Source organism: Kribbella sp. NBC_01484, from assembly GCF_036227145.1.
Classification (GTDB): Bacteria; Actinomycetota; Actinomycetes; order Propionibacteriales; family Kribbellaceae; genus Kribbella.
This window is the reverse complement of sequence record NZ_CP109437.1, coordinates 7,966,425-7,981,087: the sequence shown is the minus strand read 5'-3', so window position 1 is coordinate 7,981,087 and position 14,663 is coordinate 7,966,425. Positions and strand designations below refer to the sequence as shown.

Sequence of the window (14,663 nt, the reverse complement as noted above, 5' to 3'; positions counted from 1 at the left end):
ACAGGCCGTGCCATCGGCCGCGCCTCCGGCGCGGCGTGGTCATGGGGCCGCCCTGTGAGGGCGTCGACGACAGCGTGGGATCATCGCTCTGTGCCCCTGACAGACATCTCGTCGACCGCCCGTTCTTCCTTCCTGCTCGCTGCCAAGGGCGAGCCGGCACCACACACCCCGGTCTGGTTCATGCGGCAGGCCGGCCGCGCGCTGCCCGAGTATCGCGCGGCCCGCGAGGGGACCACGATGCTCGAGTCCTGTATGCGTCCTGACCTCGTCGTCGAGATAACGCTGCAGCCGGTACGCCGTTACGGCGTCGACGCGGCGGTCTTCTACTCCGACATCGTGCTCCCGCTGAAGTCGGTCGGCGTCGACATCGAGATCAAGCCGGGTGTCGGCCCGGTGCTCGCCGACCCAATCCGGGACTCGGCCGGCCTCGAGACCGTTCGCCCAGTCACCCCGGCGGACGTGCCCTACATCACCGACTCGGTGAAGCAACTCGTCTCCGAGCTCGGCGGCACTCCGCTGATCGGCTTCGCGGGCGCGCCGTTCACGGTCGCGTCGTACCTGGTCGAAGGCGGGCCGAGCAAGGACCACGCCAAGACCAAGGCACTCATGTACGGCAACCCCGCTTTGTGGCATGCGTTGGCGGACCGGCTGGCCGACGTCGCGATCGCGTACCTCTCGGTGCAGGTCGAGGCGGGCGCGTCCGCGATCCAGCTGTTCGACTCCTGGGCGGGCGCGCTGTCGCCGCGTGACTACGAGCGGTTCGTCCTGCCGCACTCCGCGAAGGTCTTCGACGCGCTCGCGTCGTACGGCGTACCCCGGATCCACTTCGGCGTGAACACGGGCGAGCTGCTCGGCCTGATGAGCGCGGCCGGCGCCGACGTCGTCGGGGTCGACTGGCGCGTCCCGCTGGACGAGGCGGTACGGCGGATCACCGCGGCCGGCGCCGGTCCGAAGCCCGTGCAGGGCAACCTGGACCCGGCCCTGCTCTTCGCGGGATGGCACGCCCTCGAGCCCGAGATCGACCGGATCCTCGCCGAGGGGCAGGCGGCTCCCGGGCATATCTTCAACCTCGGCCACGGCGTCCCGCCGGACGCCGACCCCGAGGTCCTGACGCGCATCGCCAAGTACGTCCAAGCGAAGTCCGCCCGTGTACCTGCCTGACCACGAGGTGACGCTGGAGCGTCTCACCGCCGCGCACGCTGACGCCGTCCTCGCGTTCGAGCTGGAGAACCGCGAGTACTTCGCCGCGTGGGTGTGGGACCGCGGTGACGACTACTTCACGTCCTTCGAGGCCATTCACGCGGCCCGCCTGGCCGAGCAGGAGGCCGGGGTCTGCCAGTTCCACGTCCTGGTGGACAAGTCCGGTGCGGTGGTCGGCAGGGTGAACCTGGTCGACCTCGAGAACGGGTCGGCTGAGCTCGGCTACCGGATCGCGGAGAAGGCCGGCGGCAAGGGACTCGCCACGGCCGCGGTGCGCGCGGTCATCCAGCTCGCTACGTCGGAGTACAGGCTGACGAGGCTGTGGGCGGGGGCGTCGGACCGCAACCCCGCGTCGCAGGCGATCTTGACGCGGGCAGGCTTCCGGCCGATCGGCAAGTCGAACACGGACCTGGGACCGGGGACGAGGTACGAGTTGATGCTGGAGGAGGCTTGAGCCGGGTGGTTGTGGTCGGGGGCGGGATCAGCGGGCTGGCGGCTGCGTACGCGCTGGCGACCGGGCCGAATCCTCCACAGATCACTGTGCTCGAGGGGTCGCCGCGGCTCGGGGGCAAGCTCGCGGGTGATCAGGTCGAGGGTGTGCCGGTCGACCTGGGTGCCGAGTCGGTGCTGGCCCGGCGGCCGGAGGCGGTCGACCTGATCCGGGCGGTCGGGCTCGGCGACGACCTGGTGCATCCGGCCACGACCTCCGCCGGGCTGTGGGTCGGTGACCGGATCCGGGCGATCCCGCCGACCATCATGGGTGTCCCGGTCGATCCGGCGGCGACTGTCGACGTACTCGGCTCAGCGGCGGCCGACGCGGTGGCACATGAGGCGGAGTTGCCGGCGCCGGCGCTGACCGAGGACGTTGCGATCGGGCGATTTGTCGCCGACCGGATGGGGTCGGCGGTGACGGACAAGCTGATCGATCCGCTGCTGGGCGGAGTGTATGCCGGCAGGGCCGAGGAGATCTCGCTGGCGGCCGCGGTGCCAGAGCTCTACGCGAAGCTGCGGACCGCGCCGAGCCTGCTCGCGGCGACCGCCGAGCTCCGGGAGGCGGGGCAGCGCCGGGCCGGCCAGCCGGTGTTCGCGGGCGTCGTGGGCGGGATCAACCGGATCATCGAGGCGCTGGAGAAGGATCTGACGGCTCGTGGCGTCGAGATCAGGCGCAGGCTCGCCGTACGGCGGATCACGCGGACGGCGGCCGGTTACGCGGTCGAGGCCGGGCCGGTCCCGGCCCCGACTCTGATCGAGGCGGACGCCGTGATCATCGCCGTACCGGCGACCCCCGCGGCCCGGATGCTGGCGGACCTGGTGCCTGCGGCATCGACCGAGCTGGCGACGATCGAGTACGCCAGCATGGCGATCGTGACGCTGGCGGTCCGGAAGCAGGACTGGCCGGCCGGAGCCACTGGGTCCGGGTTCCTCGTGCCGTCGGTGGAAGGGCGGACCATCAAGGCGTCGACGTACTCACACGCCAAGTGGGAGTGGTCGGGGAAGGCCGGAGGCGAGCTGGCCGTACTGCGTGCCTCGGTCGGACGGCTCGGCGAGGAGTACGTGCTGCAGCGGTCCGATGAGGAGCTGGTCGCATTGGCCGCCGCGGACCTCGGGCGTGCCATCGGGTTGCAGGCGCCTGTGGTCGGGTCCCTGGTGACCCGGTGGGGTGGTGGGCTCCCGCAGTACGCCGTGGGGCATCTGGACCGCGTTGACCGGGTGGAGGCGGCCGTGGCGGCGGAGCCCGGGCTGGCTGTCTGCGGAGCGGCGTACCGGGGTGTGGGGATCGCTGCCTGTGTGGCATCAGGCGGTAAGGCAGCCACCCGGGTGCAGGCTCATTTAGCCACAGTGGGGACAATGGCTCCGTGACAGAGAAGCCGAAAGCTCGCGAACTCAACAATGTGATCCGGTACACCCTCTGGTCGGTCTTCAAGGTGGAGACGCCGCTGGGTGATGCGGACCGGGACGAGCTGACCGCTGAGCTGTCCGATCTGCTGGCGAAACTGCGGGCCGACGACGACGTGGTGATCCGCGGAATGTACGACGTCGAAGGATTCCGGGCGGACGCCGACTTCATGATCTGGTGGCACGCGCCGACGTCGGACGCGCTGCAGAAGGCGTACCACGCGCTGCGGCGGTCGCGGCTCGGGCGGCACCTGGCGCCGATCTGGTCGCAGTTCGCGCTGCACCGGCCGGCCGAGTTCAACAAGAGCCACATCCCGGCGTTCCTGGCCGACGAGGAGCCGCGGGCGTACGTCTGCGTGTACCCGTTCGTGCGGTCGTACGAGTGGTACCTGCTGCCGGACGAGGAGCGGCGGTTCATGCTGGCCGAGCACGGCAAGATGGCGCGCACCTACCCGGACGTGCGGGCGAACACGGTGGCGTCGTTCGCGCTCGGGGACTACGAGTGGATGCTGGCGTTCGAGGCGGACGAGCTGCACCGGATGGTCGACCTGATGCGTGACCTGCGGGCCTCGACGGCGCGGCGGCACGTCCGCGAGGAGGTCCCGTTCTACACGGGCAAGCGGACCGAGCTCGGCGAGCTGGTCGCCAACCTGGCGTAAGCCGGTGCACCGCAAAGCGTTCCCGGTGCTCTACGTGAGCAACGTGCGCCGGTCCGTCGACTTCTACGCGCTGCTCGGCTATGAGCCGACGTACCAGTTCCCGCTGGAGGGTGACCCGCACTACGTCGGCCTCGAACGCGGCGATTCCTCACTCGGCCTCTCGGACGCGAGCTGGCCCGAGGCCCAGCTGGGCATCACGGTCGGTGCGGCGCCCCGTTTCGAGCTCTTCGTGTACGTCGACGACGTCGACGCCGAGGTGGAGTCGTTCCGGGCAGCCGGGCACACGGTCCTGCAGGAGCCGGCGACCATGCCCTGGGGCGAGCGCCAGGCCTACATCGCCGACCCCGAGGGCAACCCGGTCGCCCTCGCCACACCGATCTAGGCGACTCAGGTCCCCGGCTTCTGGAAGAGGTAGTCCTCGGCGCGCATCGACGTCGGGGGCTTGATGTCCTCCGGGAGCAGTTCGCGCAGATCGCGCTCGGTCAGGCTGTCCGGGTCGTACGCCGACAGCCGGGTGGCCTGGTTGGAGATGGCCTCCTCGAGCACGTTCCGGATGAAGCGGCCGTTGCCGAAGTTGTGGGCCCGGGGAGCCGGCGGGATGACCGCGCGGAGCGCATCCAGCACGTCGCCGGTGTAGATCATGCCGTTCAGCCGGGCCTGCAGCTCGAAGATGGCGACGAGCTGGTTGGTGTCGTACTCGCTGAAGGACAACAGCTTGGGGAACCGCGACGCCAGCCCGGTGTTGGACTCCATGAACCGCTGCATCTCGCGGTGGTATCCGGCGACGATCACGATGCACTCGTCGCGATGGTCCTCCATCAGCTTGAGGATGGTGGCCACGGCCTCGAGGCCGAAGTCACCCGGGCTGTTCTCCGGCACCAGCGTGTAGGCCTCGTCGACGAACAGCACCCCGCCGAGTGCCTCGCGGAACTTCGCCGCGGTCAGTGGCGCGGTGGTGCCGACGCTGGAACCGACCAGGTCGGACCGGTCGACCTCGACCACGTGGCCCTTCTCGAGTACGCCGAGCTGCTTGTAGACCCGGCTGAGCAACCGGGCGATCGTGGTCTTGGCGGTGCCGGGCTTGCCGACGAACACCATGTGCCGGGCCCGCTCGTGACTCGGCAGACCGAGCTCCTTGCGGCGCAGGTTGGTCTTGACCTCGGCCACCATCCGGCGGACTGCGTCCTTGATCGAGTCCAGCCCGATCAGCGCGTCCAGCTCGGCCATCGGGTTGTCGGTGTAGTCCACCGGCTCCGGCACAGCCAGCATCTCCGGCTCTGCCCGGACCTCGGCAACTTGGGCGGGCTCAGGCTCGACCTCGACGACGGGTTCGACGGCAGGCTGCTGCTCCGGTTCGGCCTCGCGCACCGGAGCCGGCGGGTTCGGCGTAGTGGAAACGGCGTCCTGCCGGGGTTCACGGAAGAAGGCGCTCAGGTCCGGCACCTGCAGCTCCGGCCACGGTGCCCCCGCGAGTACGTCGGCCAGGTGGACCGACACCCGGGTGGCCGCCGCAGCCCAGGACCGCGCGAGCCCCTGCTGGTCGCGGCGCACCGCGCGGGCCAGCCAGTCGGTGTTGGCGGCCAGCCAGGTGTGCGCGTCGAAGCCGGCCTTGAGGTCGGCGAGGGCGTTCACGACGTCCCAGCCGGCGCCGCCCAGGATCTGGCCGACGGCCGGGGGCAGGCCGTCGAGCCCGGTGGCCAGGATCATCCGGGCCAGCAGCTGCGCGAAGTCGCCGGCTTCGTCGTCGGGGACTTCCATCACGAGCTTGGCGTGCGTGTCCCGGAGCGTGCTGAGCGAGTAGTACAGGGCAGACGCGGTGCCCGCCAGCTCCGGGAGCACCGACCGCTCGTCATCGCTGAGTAGCGCGGTCCGCCAGAACTGGGCGATCGTCTCGTAGTCGGCGGCGGTGTGCATGCGGGTGAGATCGCGGTCCCAGAGCACCCGGTCGAACGCGCTGGTCAGGGCCCGGGCGCGGGTCGCCATCGGTGGCGCGTCGACGAAGAGGCTCACGACGTCCCGGGACAGCTGCAGCGCCTGCCGGCGAGCGTCTTCGCGGAAACCGCGAGCGCCGGACACCAGCTGCAGCGGCCAGTCGGCGTCCGCGACCCGGATCAGGTGACCGGGTCCGCCGTACCGGACCGGCGACCGGTGGAAGTCCCGGGTCAGTACGGCGGAGATGTCGGCGTACTCGCCGTGGAGCACCGGGATCCAGCCGGTCAGAAGTGGTGCGACCTGGTGGGTGAACCACACCGCGGCCGGCGTTCCTTCGACGAACTCCGGGAAGGCGACCGGCCGCAATGTGCCCGGATCGTCACCCCACGCCCGCAGCCGGTCACGGACACCGGTCAGCCAATCGTCCGGCACCGCCGAAGGCTGGTCGGCCCCAAGAGCATCGAGAACGCGAGGTCCCAAGTCGTCAGCCACGCTGGCCAACTTTAGTGTGTCAGCGGCCGACGGCCCGCCAGCTTCAGGCGGGTTGCAGGGTGAGGCTGATGCTGTTGATGCAGTAGCGGAGGTCGGTCGGGGTCTCGTAGCCCTCGCCTTCGAAGACGTGGCCGAGGTGAGAGCCGCAGTTGGCGCAGCGGACCTCGACGCGCTTCATGCCAAGAGTGCTGTCCTCGATGTACTGGACCCGGTCCTCGGCCAGCGGGGCGAAGAAGGACGGCCACCCGCAGTGCGAGTCGAACTTGTTCTCGCTGCGGAACAGTTCCGCGTCGCAGGCCCGGCACTTGTAGACGCCGACGGTCTTCGTGTCGGTGTACTCACCGGTGTACGGCCGCTCGGTCCCGGCCTTGCGCAGTACCTGGAATTCGGCGGGGGAGAGCTGCGCCTTCCACTCCGCGTCGGACTTGGTTACGGCGTACTGCTTGGTGTCATCTGTCACGACTCCAGTATCGGCGCCCGGGCAAGGAAAACCCCGCCCGGGCGACCGACGTAAGACTCCCGTGAGGTCAGCGCACCCAGGACGGCAGTGGGGTGAGCCGCACCACCTGGGGGTCGTGGTCGCTGATCTGGTCCGGGAACTCCGCGTTCATGTGCACCACGTCGTACGACGAGGCGGGCTGCAGGTTCTTGGAGATCAGGATCTGGTCGAGGATCTGGCTGTTGCCCTCGAACACGTAGCTGTAGCGCTCCGTCAGCGGCAGGGTCCGCGGCATGTCGATCAGCGCGGTCTTGCCGGCGCCGACCAGGATGTCCGCGGTCTCGGACCAGTCGAAGTCGTTCAGGTCACCGAGCACGACCACGTTCGCGCCCTTGTCCTTCGCGAGGATCTGGTCCACGAACCCACGGACCGCCTGAGCCTGCTGGTGCCGCTTCTCCGCGGTCACCTGCACCGGCGGCTGGAACCGGCCCCACAGCGGGTCGTCGCCACCCTTGGAGCTGAAGTGGTTGACCACCACGAACAGGCTCTGCCCGTGCCAGGTGAACTCACCGGCCAGCGGGACCCGCGTCGCGGCCCAAGCCGGGTTGGCCGGGTCGACCCGGCCCGGCGACGAGCTCAGGTGCGGCCGGCCCGCCCGGTCGGTGGTGATCGTGGTCGCGACCGTCGAACCGCCACCCGGGCGGTCGACGAACTTCACCTGCTTGTCGGTCCGGTACATGAACGCGACCCGGATGTTGCCGCCCGGCTCGCCACCCTCCTGGTTGTTCACCGGGTCGATCTGGCGGTAGGTGTACGTCGGTCCACCTGCGCGCTGGATCGCGGCGACGAGCGTGTCAAGGGTCAGGTTCGCCGCGGTGGTGCCGGAGTTCGTGGCACCGTCGTTGTCCTGCACTTCCTCGAGACCGAGGATGTCCGGAGACGCCAGGTTGTTCACCACCGCCTTGGCCAGCCCGTCGAACTTGGCCGGACCGTCGGACGGGTCCAGGTTCTCCACGTTGAAGGTCGCCACCGATACCTGCAGCGGCGAGGACGCCTTGGTCGTCTCGCGCGTCACGCCACCGTCGATCACGGTCGGCGTCACCGTCGGCAGGAACTTGAAGTTCCCGAACGAGTAGTCCAGGACACCCGTCACCACACCGGCCAGCTTGTCGCCGGTCTTCGCGTCCGGGATCGGCGTCAGCACGTCGTCGAGCAGGACGCGCTCGGGGTTGCTGTCGGTCTTCTGCAGCAGGATGCCGCCGCGCACGGTCCGCACTCCGGATCCGGCCGGTACGACGGACAGCTCACGGAACGAACTGGTCGGACCGGTGACCTGGGGCTCGTTGATGCCCAGCCACATACCTTCCAGCGACTCCCAGAAGTCGAGACCGTCGTTGGCGGGGTCGAACGCCGTGCTGGTGGTCTCGACGTCACCGGCCGAGTCGTCGTCGATCACGGTCGACGGCGGGACGCGGCCACCCGGGCCGACGATCGTCGGAGCCGGTACGGCGGCCGTGCCGGTGACCGTGATCGTCGGGTTGGTGAGCTCGGTGGTGGTCAGGTTCGTGACTCCGCCCGAGCCGCCGGGGCGGAACTCGGCAACCGAGCCCTGCACCGTCACGGCGTCACCGACGGAGACCGTCGGCGCGGAGCTGGTGAAGACGAACAGGCCTTCGCTGGTCGCGGGGTCGGTGTCCGGCTGCGGGTCCTGGAACCAGAACCCGTTGCCAGTCTTCGCGGTCACCACACCGGTGACGTTGGCAGCCACCTTGCCCTCGAGCGGCGACCGGTGCGCGGCACCCTGGATGTCGTGGATCTTCGCGTCGACAGGCGGCTCGGTCGGGGTCGAGGTCAGCGTGCCCGGCGACGGGTTGCCGACGGCGAAGTCCGCACCGTTGTTGTCGGTGTCCTTCGTCGGGTCGATGCGCGCGGCCGAGCTCGTGTTCGAGAGCGTGCCCGTCGGTGCGGTCTCGGAGTCGGTCGCCGCGGAGCCGAAGCCCACGTAGTCCCGAACCGCCGGATCGGCGTGGCACACGGAGCCACAGGCCAGCGCGGTCTGGTTGGTGACCAGCGCGACCTTGCCCGCGCTCGCGGACATCGCGATGGTGCCCGAGACGTCCGGGGTAGGCATCGGCGCGCCGTTCCCGGCGCCGGCGCCTTCCTGGACCAGGTACGCCGCACCGGGGGCGATGCTGCCCGTCAGCTTGGTCACCTGCCAGGTGGCGCCGGTCGACGACGCGTACTGGACCGACCAGCCGCTCACGTCGACCGCGGAGCTGCCGTTGTTGGTCAGCTCGACGAAGTCGTTCGTGTACGGCGCGCCGCTGTTGCCTCCACCGCCGTACACCTCGGTGATGACCACATCGGGGGAGGCGGCGTTCGAGGGTGCGGCCAGCAGCACTCCGGCGGCCGACAAGGCGAGACACGAGGTGATCACGAGGGCGCCCAGGCGGCGCCGTGATCGGTTCTGGGCAGACATGAGCCGGATTCTCACACCCGGACCAGTCGCCGCCAAGGTCCAACACGTGAACAGCCGGTGCGCACCCGGAAGGCACGGGTGATCATTCGCCGGAGTGCATCGCCAGCAGGTGATGGACCTCCATCGGCTCGGCCTTGCCCTTGAGTCTGAGCAGCCCCAGCGACTCGGTGACCGCGTCCGGCAGGAGTGCCTTGGTGGCCGGCCCGATGGCCACACCACCGCCGGGAGCCTTGCCCTCGATCCGGGACGCGACGTTGACCGTGTCGCCGATGACCGTGTGCGTCCGGCCGCCCTCGGTGCCGAGCAGGCTGACCGTGGCGGTCCCGCTGTTGATGCCAACCCGGAACCGTGGCCAGTTGGGGTGCGCCGCCTGAACCGCGATCGCCGCCTCCTGCAGCGCGAGCCCCGCTGCGGCGGCCCGGGCCGCGTGGTCCGGCTGGTTTCCGTGCTTGTTGAAGGTCACCATCAGCGCGTCCCCGATGATCCGGTCCACCTCGCCGCCATGGCGCCGTACGACGGGAGGTACGACGACCTGGAAGTACGTGTTGAGCATGGCCGTCACCTCGGCCGAGTCGTGGTTCTCCGAGAAAGTGGTGAACCCCTGGAGGTCCGCGAACAGCACACTCAACTCGCGCTGCCCCGACACGGTGTCCTCGACATAGAGATCCGCGAACCGCTCCTCGTACCACTGGATCCGGACCCCGACCAGAACCAGGACGAACGCGGCGAGCAGCAGCACATGCCATTCCCACCACGCCAGCTCCCAGTTCTGCGCGAACACCAGCGCGATCATCGCCTCACCGAGCAGCACATAGGCGGAGATCATCGACAGCACCATCAGCGACGGGTGCTCCCACCACAGCCGCAGGAAGCGCGCCGCCGCGATGCCGTAGAGCAGCACGGCCGGGATGGCGAGCGCGGTAAGGATGCCGTCGGCAACCTCCGGCATCGACCTGGCCTGAAGCGGCGGCAACCGCAGCACAGAGGCCGCGGCCCACAGCGCCATCAGCGTCAGCAGGCCGGCCCGCAGCCACCGCCCCCAGCGCATCGCGGACGCCACCCGGTCCCCGGAGAAGTTCAGGCTGGACAAGACCGCGAACACCGAGCCGAGCGCAACACCCACCGGCGTCGCGAGCGTGAAGCCGGCATTCGGTGTGTCGAGCAGCACCTTCGGCGTCGCCAAGGCGTGCAATCCGAGAAACCCTGCCGCGGACAGAAACGCCAGCGAGATGAACAGCACCCGGGGATCGCCCCGCCGAAGCGCCGCCGCACCCGTCACGTACGCGAGTACGGCGCTCAGCCCGGCAGCGAGGAGCACGAGCCAGAAGTGCGCCGGATGGTGCTCCCAGTGCACGTTGAGCTGAGGAACATTCAGCAGCAGGGCCAATCCAGCCAGCGGTATCAGCAGCACCAGAGCGGTCAGCGCGACCATCGCCGGGGTGTAGACGAACCGCCGCTCAGGCATCTGAGACCCTCAGATGAGTGTGGATCTGCGACACCACCACAGAACCCTCGCCGACCGCGGACGCCACCCGCTTCACCGACTCGCTGCGTACGTCGCCGATCGCGAACAGCCCTGGAACGGTCGTCTCGTAGGGCTGCGGCGGCCGGGCCTCGTGCCAGTGCGGATCGACGCCGGCATCCGTGCCGGTCAGGACGAAGCCACGCCGATCCCGGCCCACCTCCTCCGGTAGCCAATCCGTGCCAGGCACAGCACCGATCATCACGAACAGTCCGTCGACAGCGAGCGTCTCCTCGGCGCCGGTCTCGCGATCCCGGAGCGTGATCTTCCGCAGCCATCTGTCGCCGCCGCCGTCGACGACCTCGGTGGACACCCGCACGGTCACGTTCGTCGCGGCCTGGATCACGTCGATCAGGTACTGCGACATGCCCGCGGCCAGATCCTTGCCGCGGATCACCAACGTGACGTGCCGGCAGTACCGAGCCAGATCCACGACCGCCTGCCCGGCCGAGTTCCCGCCACCGACCACGCAGGCGTCGAGACCCTTCAATCCATGGACCTCCGAGACATTGGCGCCGTAGTACACACCGGTCCCCATCAGCTTCTCCAGCGACGGTACGCCGAGCCTCCGATACGACACGCCCGCCGCGAGTACGACGGCCCGTGCGGTCACCTCACCGACGTCCCCGATCACGGCGACGAAACGGTCGTCACGCTTCTCAACCCGCTCGACCGTCCGCATCAGCATGAAGTGCACGCCGAACACCCACGCCTGCTGGTATCCGCGCTGGGCCAGCTCCGAGCCACGAATACCCCGGGAGAACCCCAGATAGTTGCGGATCAGCGACGTGGACCCGGCCTGCCCGCCGATCGACTCCCGCTCCACCACCAACGTGCGCAAACCCTCGGACGACGCGTAGACGGCCGCCGCCAAGCCACCTGGACCGGCCCCGATCACCAGCACATCGAACGACGGCTCCTCGCCGGGAGCCAGCGTCGTCGGCACCCCCCACGCCTCGGCGATCTCCACGTCGGTCGGATCGTGCAACACGGTGTCGCCGACCGCCGGCATCCAGACCAGCACATCGTCACCGGGATCCGGCTCCCCGATGAACTCCAGTGCGTCGTTCGCCAGCGCCGAACCACTCGGCCGGAAGGCGCTCGGGATGCCGTTTCGTGCGAGCAGGTTGCGCACCGCCTGGGCCCGGACCGAGTGGTCGGAAGCGATCACGACCACTTCCCGCAGGTTCGCGACTTCGTTGCGCGACCATTCCTGGACGAACTCGGCGATCGTCCGGTGGAACAGTTCGTCGCGCATGATCCACGGCTTCAGCACGTAGTAGTTGATGTCGCCGACCGACATCGCCGAGAGGATCGCCGACGCCGTCGCACGGTCCGCCCAGGCGCCCCACTCGATCAGCAACGCCCGGCGCGCGTCCGGATGCAGCGTGCGGGCCGCCGCGAGAATCTCGGCCCGCTCGGCGTCGGCGAGCGCGTGGTCGACCAGGACGACGGCGACTCGCTGTTCCGACTCGTGCGCTTGCTGTAGGGACCCGATCGCGGCAGCGACGGTCAGCTCTCCGCGCACTCTGAAGTCGACGCCGAAACCCCGCTCCAGTTCGGTTTCCGACCGCTCCAGACGCTCCGGGTCAGCGTCGACGACGAGTAGTAGTGGCCTGGCCTCTCGAAACCTGGCCACACCCGCTCTGGAATTGCCCCCGGGCACCCCACCCATGCTTGTGACGGTAGGTCCGCCGCAGGCAGAGGGCAATGGACAAAGCGTTTGTTCACCGGTCTGTACTTGATTGCCGGTCTGTACTCGATTGCCGCGCCTCCGGCGCGGCGGGTCATGGGGCCTTGGTTCCCGGTCTTCCCTCGTCTCTCCGGTCGCTTCGCTCCCTGCGTTCCTCAGTCCAGACCGGGGCCCCATGACCGGGCTCCCCGCGCTCCTCAGTCCAGGCCGGGAGGCCCCATGACCTCAACGACTCAGTTCACGCTGACGGCGGACCAGGTGGCGGCGACCGCGGCCCTTTCTGTGCTGTTCGCGCCGTACAGGTCGGTGGCCGCGTTGAGTGTCGCGGTCCGGGCCTGGGCGTACGTCGTACCGCTGGTCATGTACGTGGTCAGTGCGCGGTACCAGATCTTGCCGAGCTTGTCGTGGCCGATGCCGGTGACCGTCGAGCCGTTGCAGGTGGGCGAGTTGTGCGGGAGGCCGCCGATCGTCTTGGCGCCGCTGCCCTCGGCCAGCAGGTACCGTCCGGCTGCGTGCCGACTGTGGTGACGAGATAGGCCAGCCGCAGCGCACCCTTGCGGGCCTCGATCACCAGCGCGGGCTTGCCCTCGGCCTTCAGGCCCTTGGCCAAAGCCTTCGACGTCGCCGTCGCGACACTGACCTTCGGGGTCCGGCTCACGTCGGCGCTGCGGCTCAGCGTCAGGCTGGCGGCCTTGAAGGTGCCGTCCTTGGCCTGGTGCACGACGACGTCACCACCGAGGACCGGCAGCCCGCCGATGGTGCGATCCATCCGGACATGGCTCGACCCGTCCGGGTCGACGATGACGTCCTTGACGGTGAAAGCATCGGCGCCGGTGGCGCGCAGTACGGCGAGATGGTCGCCGATCGCGGTCTTGGCCCGGGCAACGGCTGTGGTTGCTGTCATGGCCGGACCGGGGACGGGGTCTGCCGTCGGTGCACCCGTAGCGGTGGTGGCACTGGACAGACCGAGGGCGGTGGTGGTCACCACTGCGGTGGCAGCGGCGAACAGGGCGGATCTGTTCATCCTCGCGCTCCTTCATCAGCGTCCTGGGGGCCTCACGCCCCAGGAACGAGGGTGCAGGAACGTCACCGCACGGTCACCCACGGTGGCCAGAGGTTGGGAAAAGTTGACTTTCCCGCACGCTCCCGGGCAATTCCGGGACTTGGTCGGTGCGGGGCGATAACGTCGCGGCATGGCGAAGAGCACAGGGCTGGTGGTCACCGTAGGAGACCGCGAGGTGCGGGTCTCCAGCCCGGATCGGGTTGTTTACGAGGCGACCGACTGGGCTCCGGAGGTCACGAAGCTGCAGGTCTGCGAGTACTTCATCGGTGTGGCTCCTGCGTTCATGCGAGCGTCCGGTGACCGTCCGGTCGCCCTGGAACGCTGGCCCGGTGGGTGGCGCGAGGGGATGACGCTGTCGGTGGACTCGATCGGTCGTCAGACCGGAGACGGCTTCTACTCGAAGCGCCTTCCCAAGGGTGCTCCCGATTGGCTCCAGACCTGCCGCGTACTCACGCCGAACGACCGCCCGATCGACGAGCTGTGCCTGACCGAGCCTGCCGCTGCGGTGTGGGCCGCCCAGATGGGCACGCTGACCTTCCACCCTTGGGCGGTGCGCAGCGGCGATCTCGACCACCCCGACGAGCTGCGACTCGATCTCGATCCACAGCCCGGCGCCACCTTCGCCGATGCCCGGCGAGTGGCCGGCGTCGCCCGTGAACTTCTCGAGGAGCTGGGCCTCCGGGGATATCCGAAGACCAGCGGCAACCGGGGGATCCACATCTACGTGCGGATCCGGCCGGAGTGGACCTTCGACCAGGTCCGGCACGCCGCGATCGGCCTCGGCCGCGAGCTCGAGCGGCGCGACGACGGTGTGACGACGGCCTGGTGGAAGGAGGAACGCGGCGAGGCATCGATCTTCCTGGACTTCAACCAGAACCTCCGCGACCGTACGGTCGCGGGCGCCTGGTCGCTGCGACCGCGGCCGGGTGCGCCGGTCAGTACGCCGATGACCTGGGACCGGCTTGCCGAGGTGGACGACCCGCGTGCCTTCAACCTGCACACGGTTCCGGACTACCTCGCCGACGGCGATCCCTGGGCGGACATGGACGAGACGGCGTACCCGCTCGATCCGCTGCTCCGCCTGTGGGAGGAACTCCCTGGCGGAGAGCTGAACTTCCCACCCGACTACCCGAAGATGCCGGGCGAGCCGCCCCGCGTCCAGCCGAGCAAGAAGGTTGCCGAGCACTGGGACGAGCACGGCAACCGGATCGCGCCGGACTGACCCCAGCCGAACTCACACCTTGCGGGGCTGTCTCGTCGGAGTGGTGTCAACAACTCATCCGCTAAG

13 protein-coding genes are annotated in these 14,663 nt (G+C 69.3%); 6 read left to right on the top strand and 7 right to left on the bottom strand.

Annotation, left to right across the window (positions count from 1 at the left end; genetic code table 11):
* Positions 1-96: 96 nt before the first annotated feature.
* From hemE to OG555_RS38565, 5 genes are read left to right on the top strand one after another with little or no spacing between them, the layout of a single operon-like run.
* The gene (hemE, locus tag OG555_RS38585; RefSeq protein ID WP_442914547.1) at positions 97-1,161 is read left to right on the top strand and encodes a uroporphyrinogen decarboxylase; all 1,065 of its coding nucleotides are present in this window, start codon (positions 97-99) and stop codon (positions 1,159-1,161) included.
* Positions 1,148-1,654, top strand: a complete 507-nt coding sequence (locus OG555_RS38580; RefSeq protein WP_329478370.1) for a GNAT family N-acetyltransferase — start codon at positions 1,148-1,150, stop codon at positions 1,652-1,654. The genes hemE and OG555_RS38580 overlap by 14 nt, the downstream gene beginning before the upstream one ends.
* A 5-nt stretch (positions 1,655-1,659) precedes the next feature.
* A complete protein-coding gene (hemG, locus tag OG555_RS38575; RefSeq protein ID WP_329484930.1) occupies positions 1,660-3,060 on the top strand; it encodes a protoporphyrinogen oxidase in 1,401 nt (466 codons plus the stop codon).
* Positions 3,057-3,755 (top strand): hydrogen peroxide-dependent heme synthase, encoded by a 699-nt coding sequence (hemQ, locus tag OG555_RS38570; protein WP_329478368.1) that lies wholly within the window; start codon positions 3,057-3,059, stop codon positions 3,753-3,755. The genes hemG and hemQ overlap by 4 nt, the downstream gene beginning before the upstream one ends.
* 4 nt (positions 3,756-3,759) lie before the next feature.
* A complete protein-coding gene (locus OG555_RS38565) occupies positions 3,760-4,137 on the top strand; it encodes a VOC family protein (RefSeq protein ID WP_329478366.1) in 378 nt (125 codons plus the stop codon).
* Between the two features lie 5 nt (positions 4,138-4,142).
* On the opposite strand, the gene OG555_RS38560 is transcribed toward OG555_RS38565, so the two are convergent.
* From OG555_RS38560 to OG555_RS38530, 7 genes are all read right to left on the bottom strand, one after another.
* Positions 4,143-6,179 carry an AAA family ATPase gene (locus OG555_RS38560; RefSeq protein WP_329478364.1) on the bottom strand — a complete coding sequence of 679 codons (2,037 nt, stop codon included), beginning with the start codon at positions 6,177-6,179 and terminating at the stop codon, positions 4,143-4,145.
* Between the two features lie 43 nt (positions 6,180-6,222).
* Positions 6,223-6,639: a peptide-methionine (R)-S-oxide reductase MsrB gene (gene msrB, locus OG555_RS38555; RefSeq protein WP_328521385.1), complete on the bottom strand. Its 417-nt coding sequence runs from the start codon at positions 6,637-6,639 to the stop codon at positions 6,223-6,225.
* A gap of 67 nt (positions 6,640-6,706) precedes the next feature.
* The gene (locus OG555_RS38550) at positions 6,707-9,097 is read right to left on the bottom strand and encodes a lamin tail domain-containing protein (RefSeq protein WP_329478362.1); all 2,391 of its coding nucleotides are present in this window, start codon (positions 9,095-9,097) and stop codon (positions 6,707-6,709) included.
* Between the two features lie 82 nt (positions 9,098-9,179).
* Positions 9,180-10,562, bottom strand: coding sequence for an adenylate/guanylate cyclase domain-containing protein (locus OG555_RS38545; protein WP_329478360.1), 1,383 nt, complete (start codon positions 10,560-10,562; stop codon positions 9,180-9,182).
* Positions 10,555-12,258 carry an FAD-dependent oxidoreductase gene (locus OG555_RS38540; RefSeq protein WP_329478358.1) on the bottom strand — a complete coding sequence of 568 codons (1,704 nt, stop codon included), beginning with the start codon at positions 12,256-12,258 and terminating at the stop codon, positions 10,555-10,557. The genes OG555_RS38545 and OG555_RS38540 overlap by 8 nt, the downstream gene beginning before the upstream one ends.
* 287 nt (positions 12,259-12,545) lie before the next feature.
* Positions 12,546-12,779: a M4 family metallopeptidase gene (locus OG555_RS38535; RefSeq protein ID WP_329484929.1), complete on the bottom strand. Its 234-nt coding sequence runs from the start codon at positions 12,777-12,779 to the stop codon at positions 12,546-12,548.
* On the bottom strand, positions 12,683-13,336 hold the full coding sequence (locus OG555_RS38530) for a hypothetical protein (RefSeq protein WP_329478356.1): 654 nt from the start codon (positions 13,334-13,336) through the stop codon (positions 12,683-12,685). Before OG555_RS38530 ends, OG555_RS38535 begins: the two co-directional genes overlap by 97 nt.
* A 169-nt stretch (positions 13,337-13,505) precedes the next feature.
* Between OG555_RS38530 and OG555_RS38525 the strand changes: the two genes are divergently transcribed.
* The gene (locus OG555_RS38525; protein ID WP_329478353.1) at positions 13,506-14,597 is read left to right on the top strand and encodes a DNA polymerase domain-containing protein; all 1,092 of its coding nucleotides are present in this window, start codon (positions 13,506-13,508) and stop codon (positions 14,595-14,597) included.
* The last annotated feature ends 66 nt before the right edge of the window (positions 14,598-14,663 follow it).

What these genes read in the sequence shown, in the direction of transcription:
- OG555_RS38550 (WP_329478362.1), bottom strand. Translation starts at nt 9,097, where the DNA reads ATGTCTGCCCAGAACCGATCACGGCGCCGCCTGGGCGCCCTCGTGATC.
- OG555_RS38545 (WP_329478360.1), bottom strand. Translation starts at nt 10,562, where the DNA reads ATGCCTGAGCGGCGGTTCGTCTACACCCCGGCGATGGTCGCGCTGACC.
- OG555_RS38530 (WP_329478356.1), bottom strand. Translation starts at nt 13,336, where the DNA reads ATGAACAGATCCGCCCTGTTCGCCGCTGCCACCGCAGTGGTGACCACC.
- OG555_RS38525 (WP_329478353.1), top strand. Translation starts at nt 13,506, where the DNA reads ATGGCGAAGAGCACAGGGCTGGTGGTCACCGTAGGAGACCGCGAGGTG.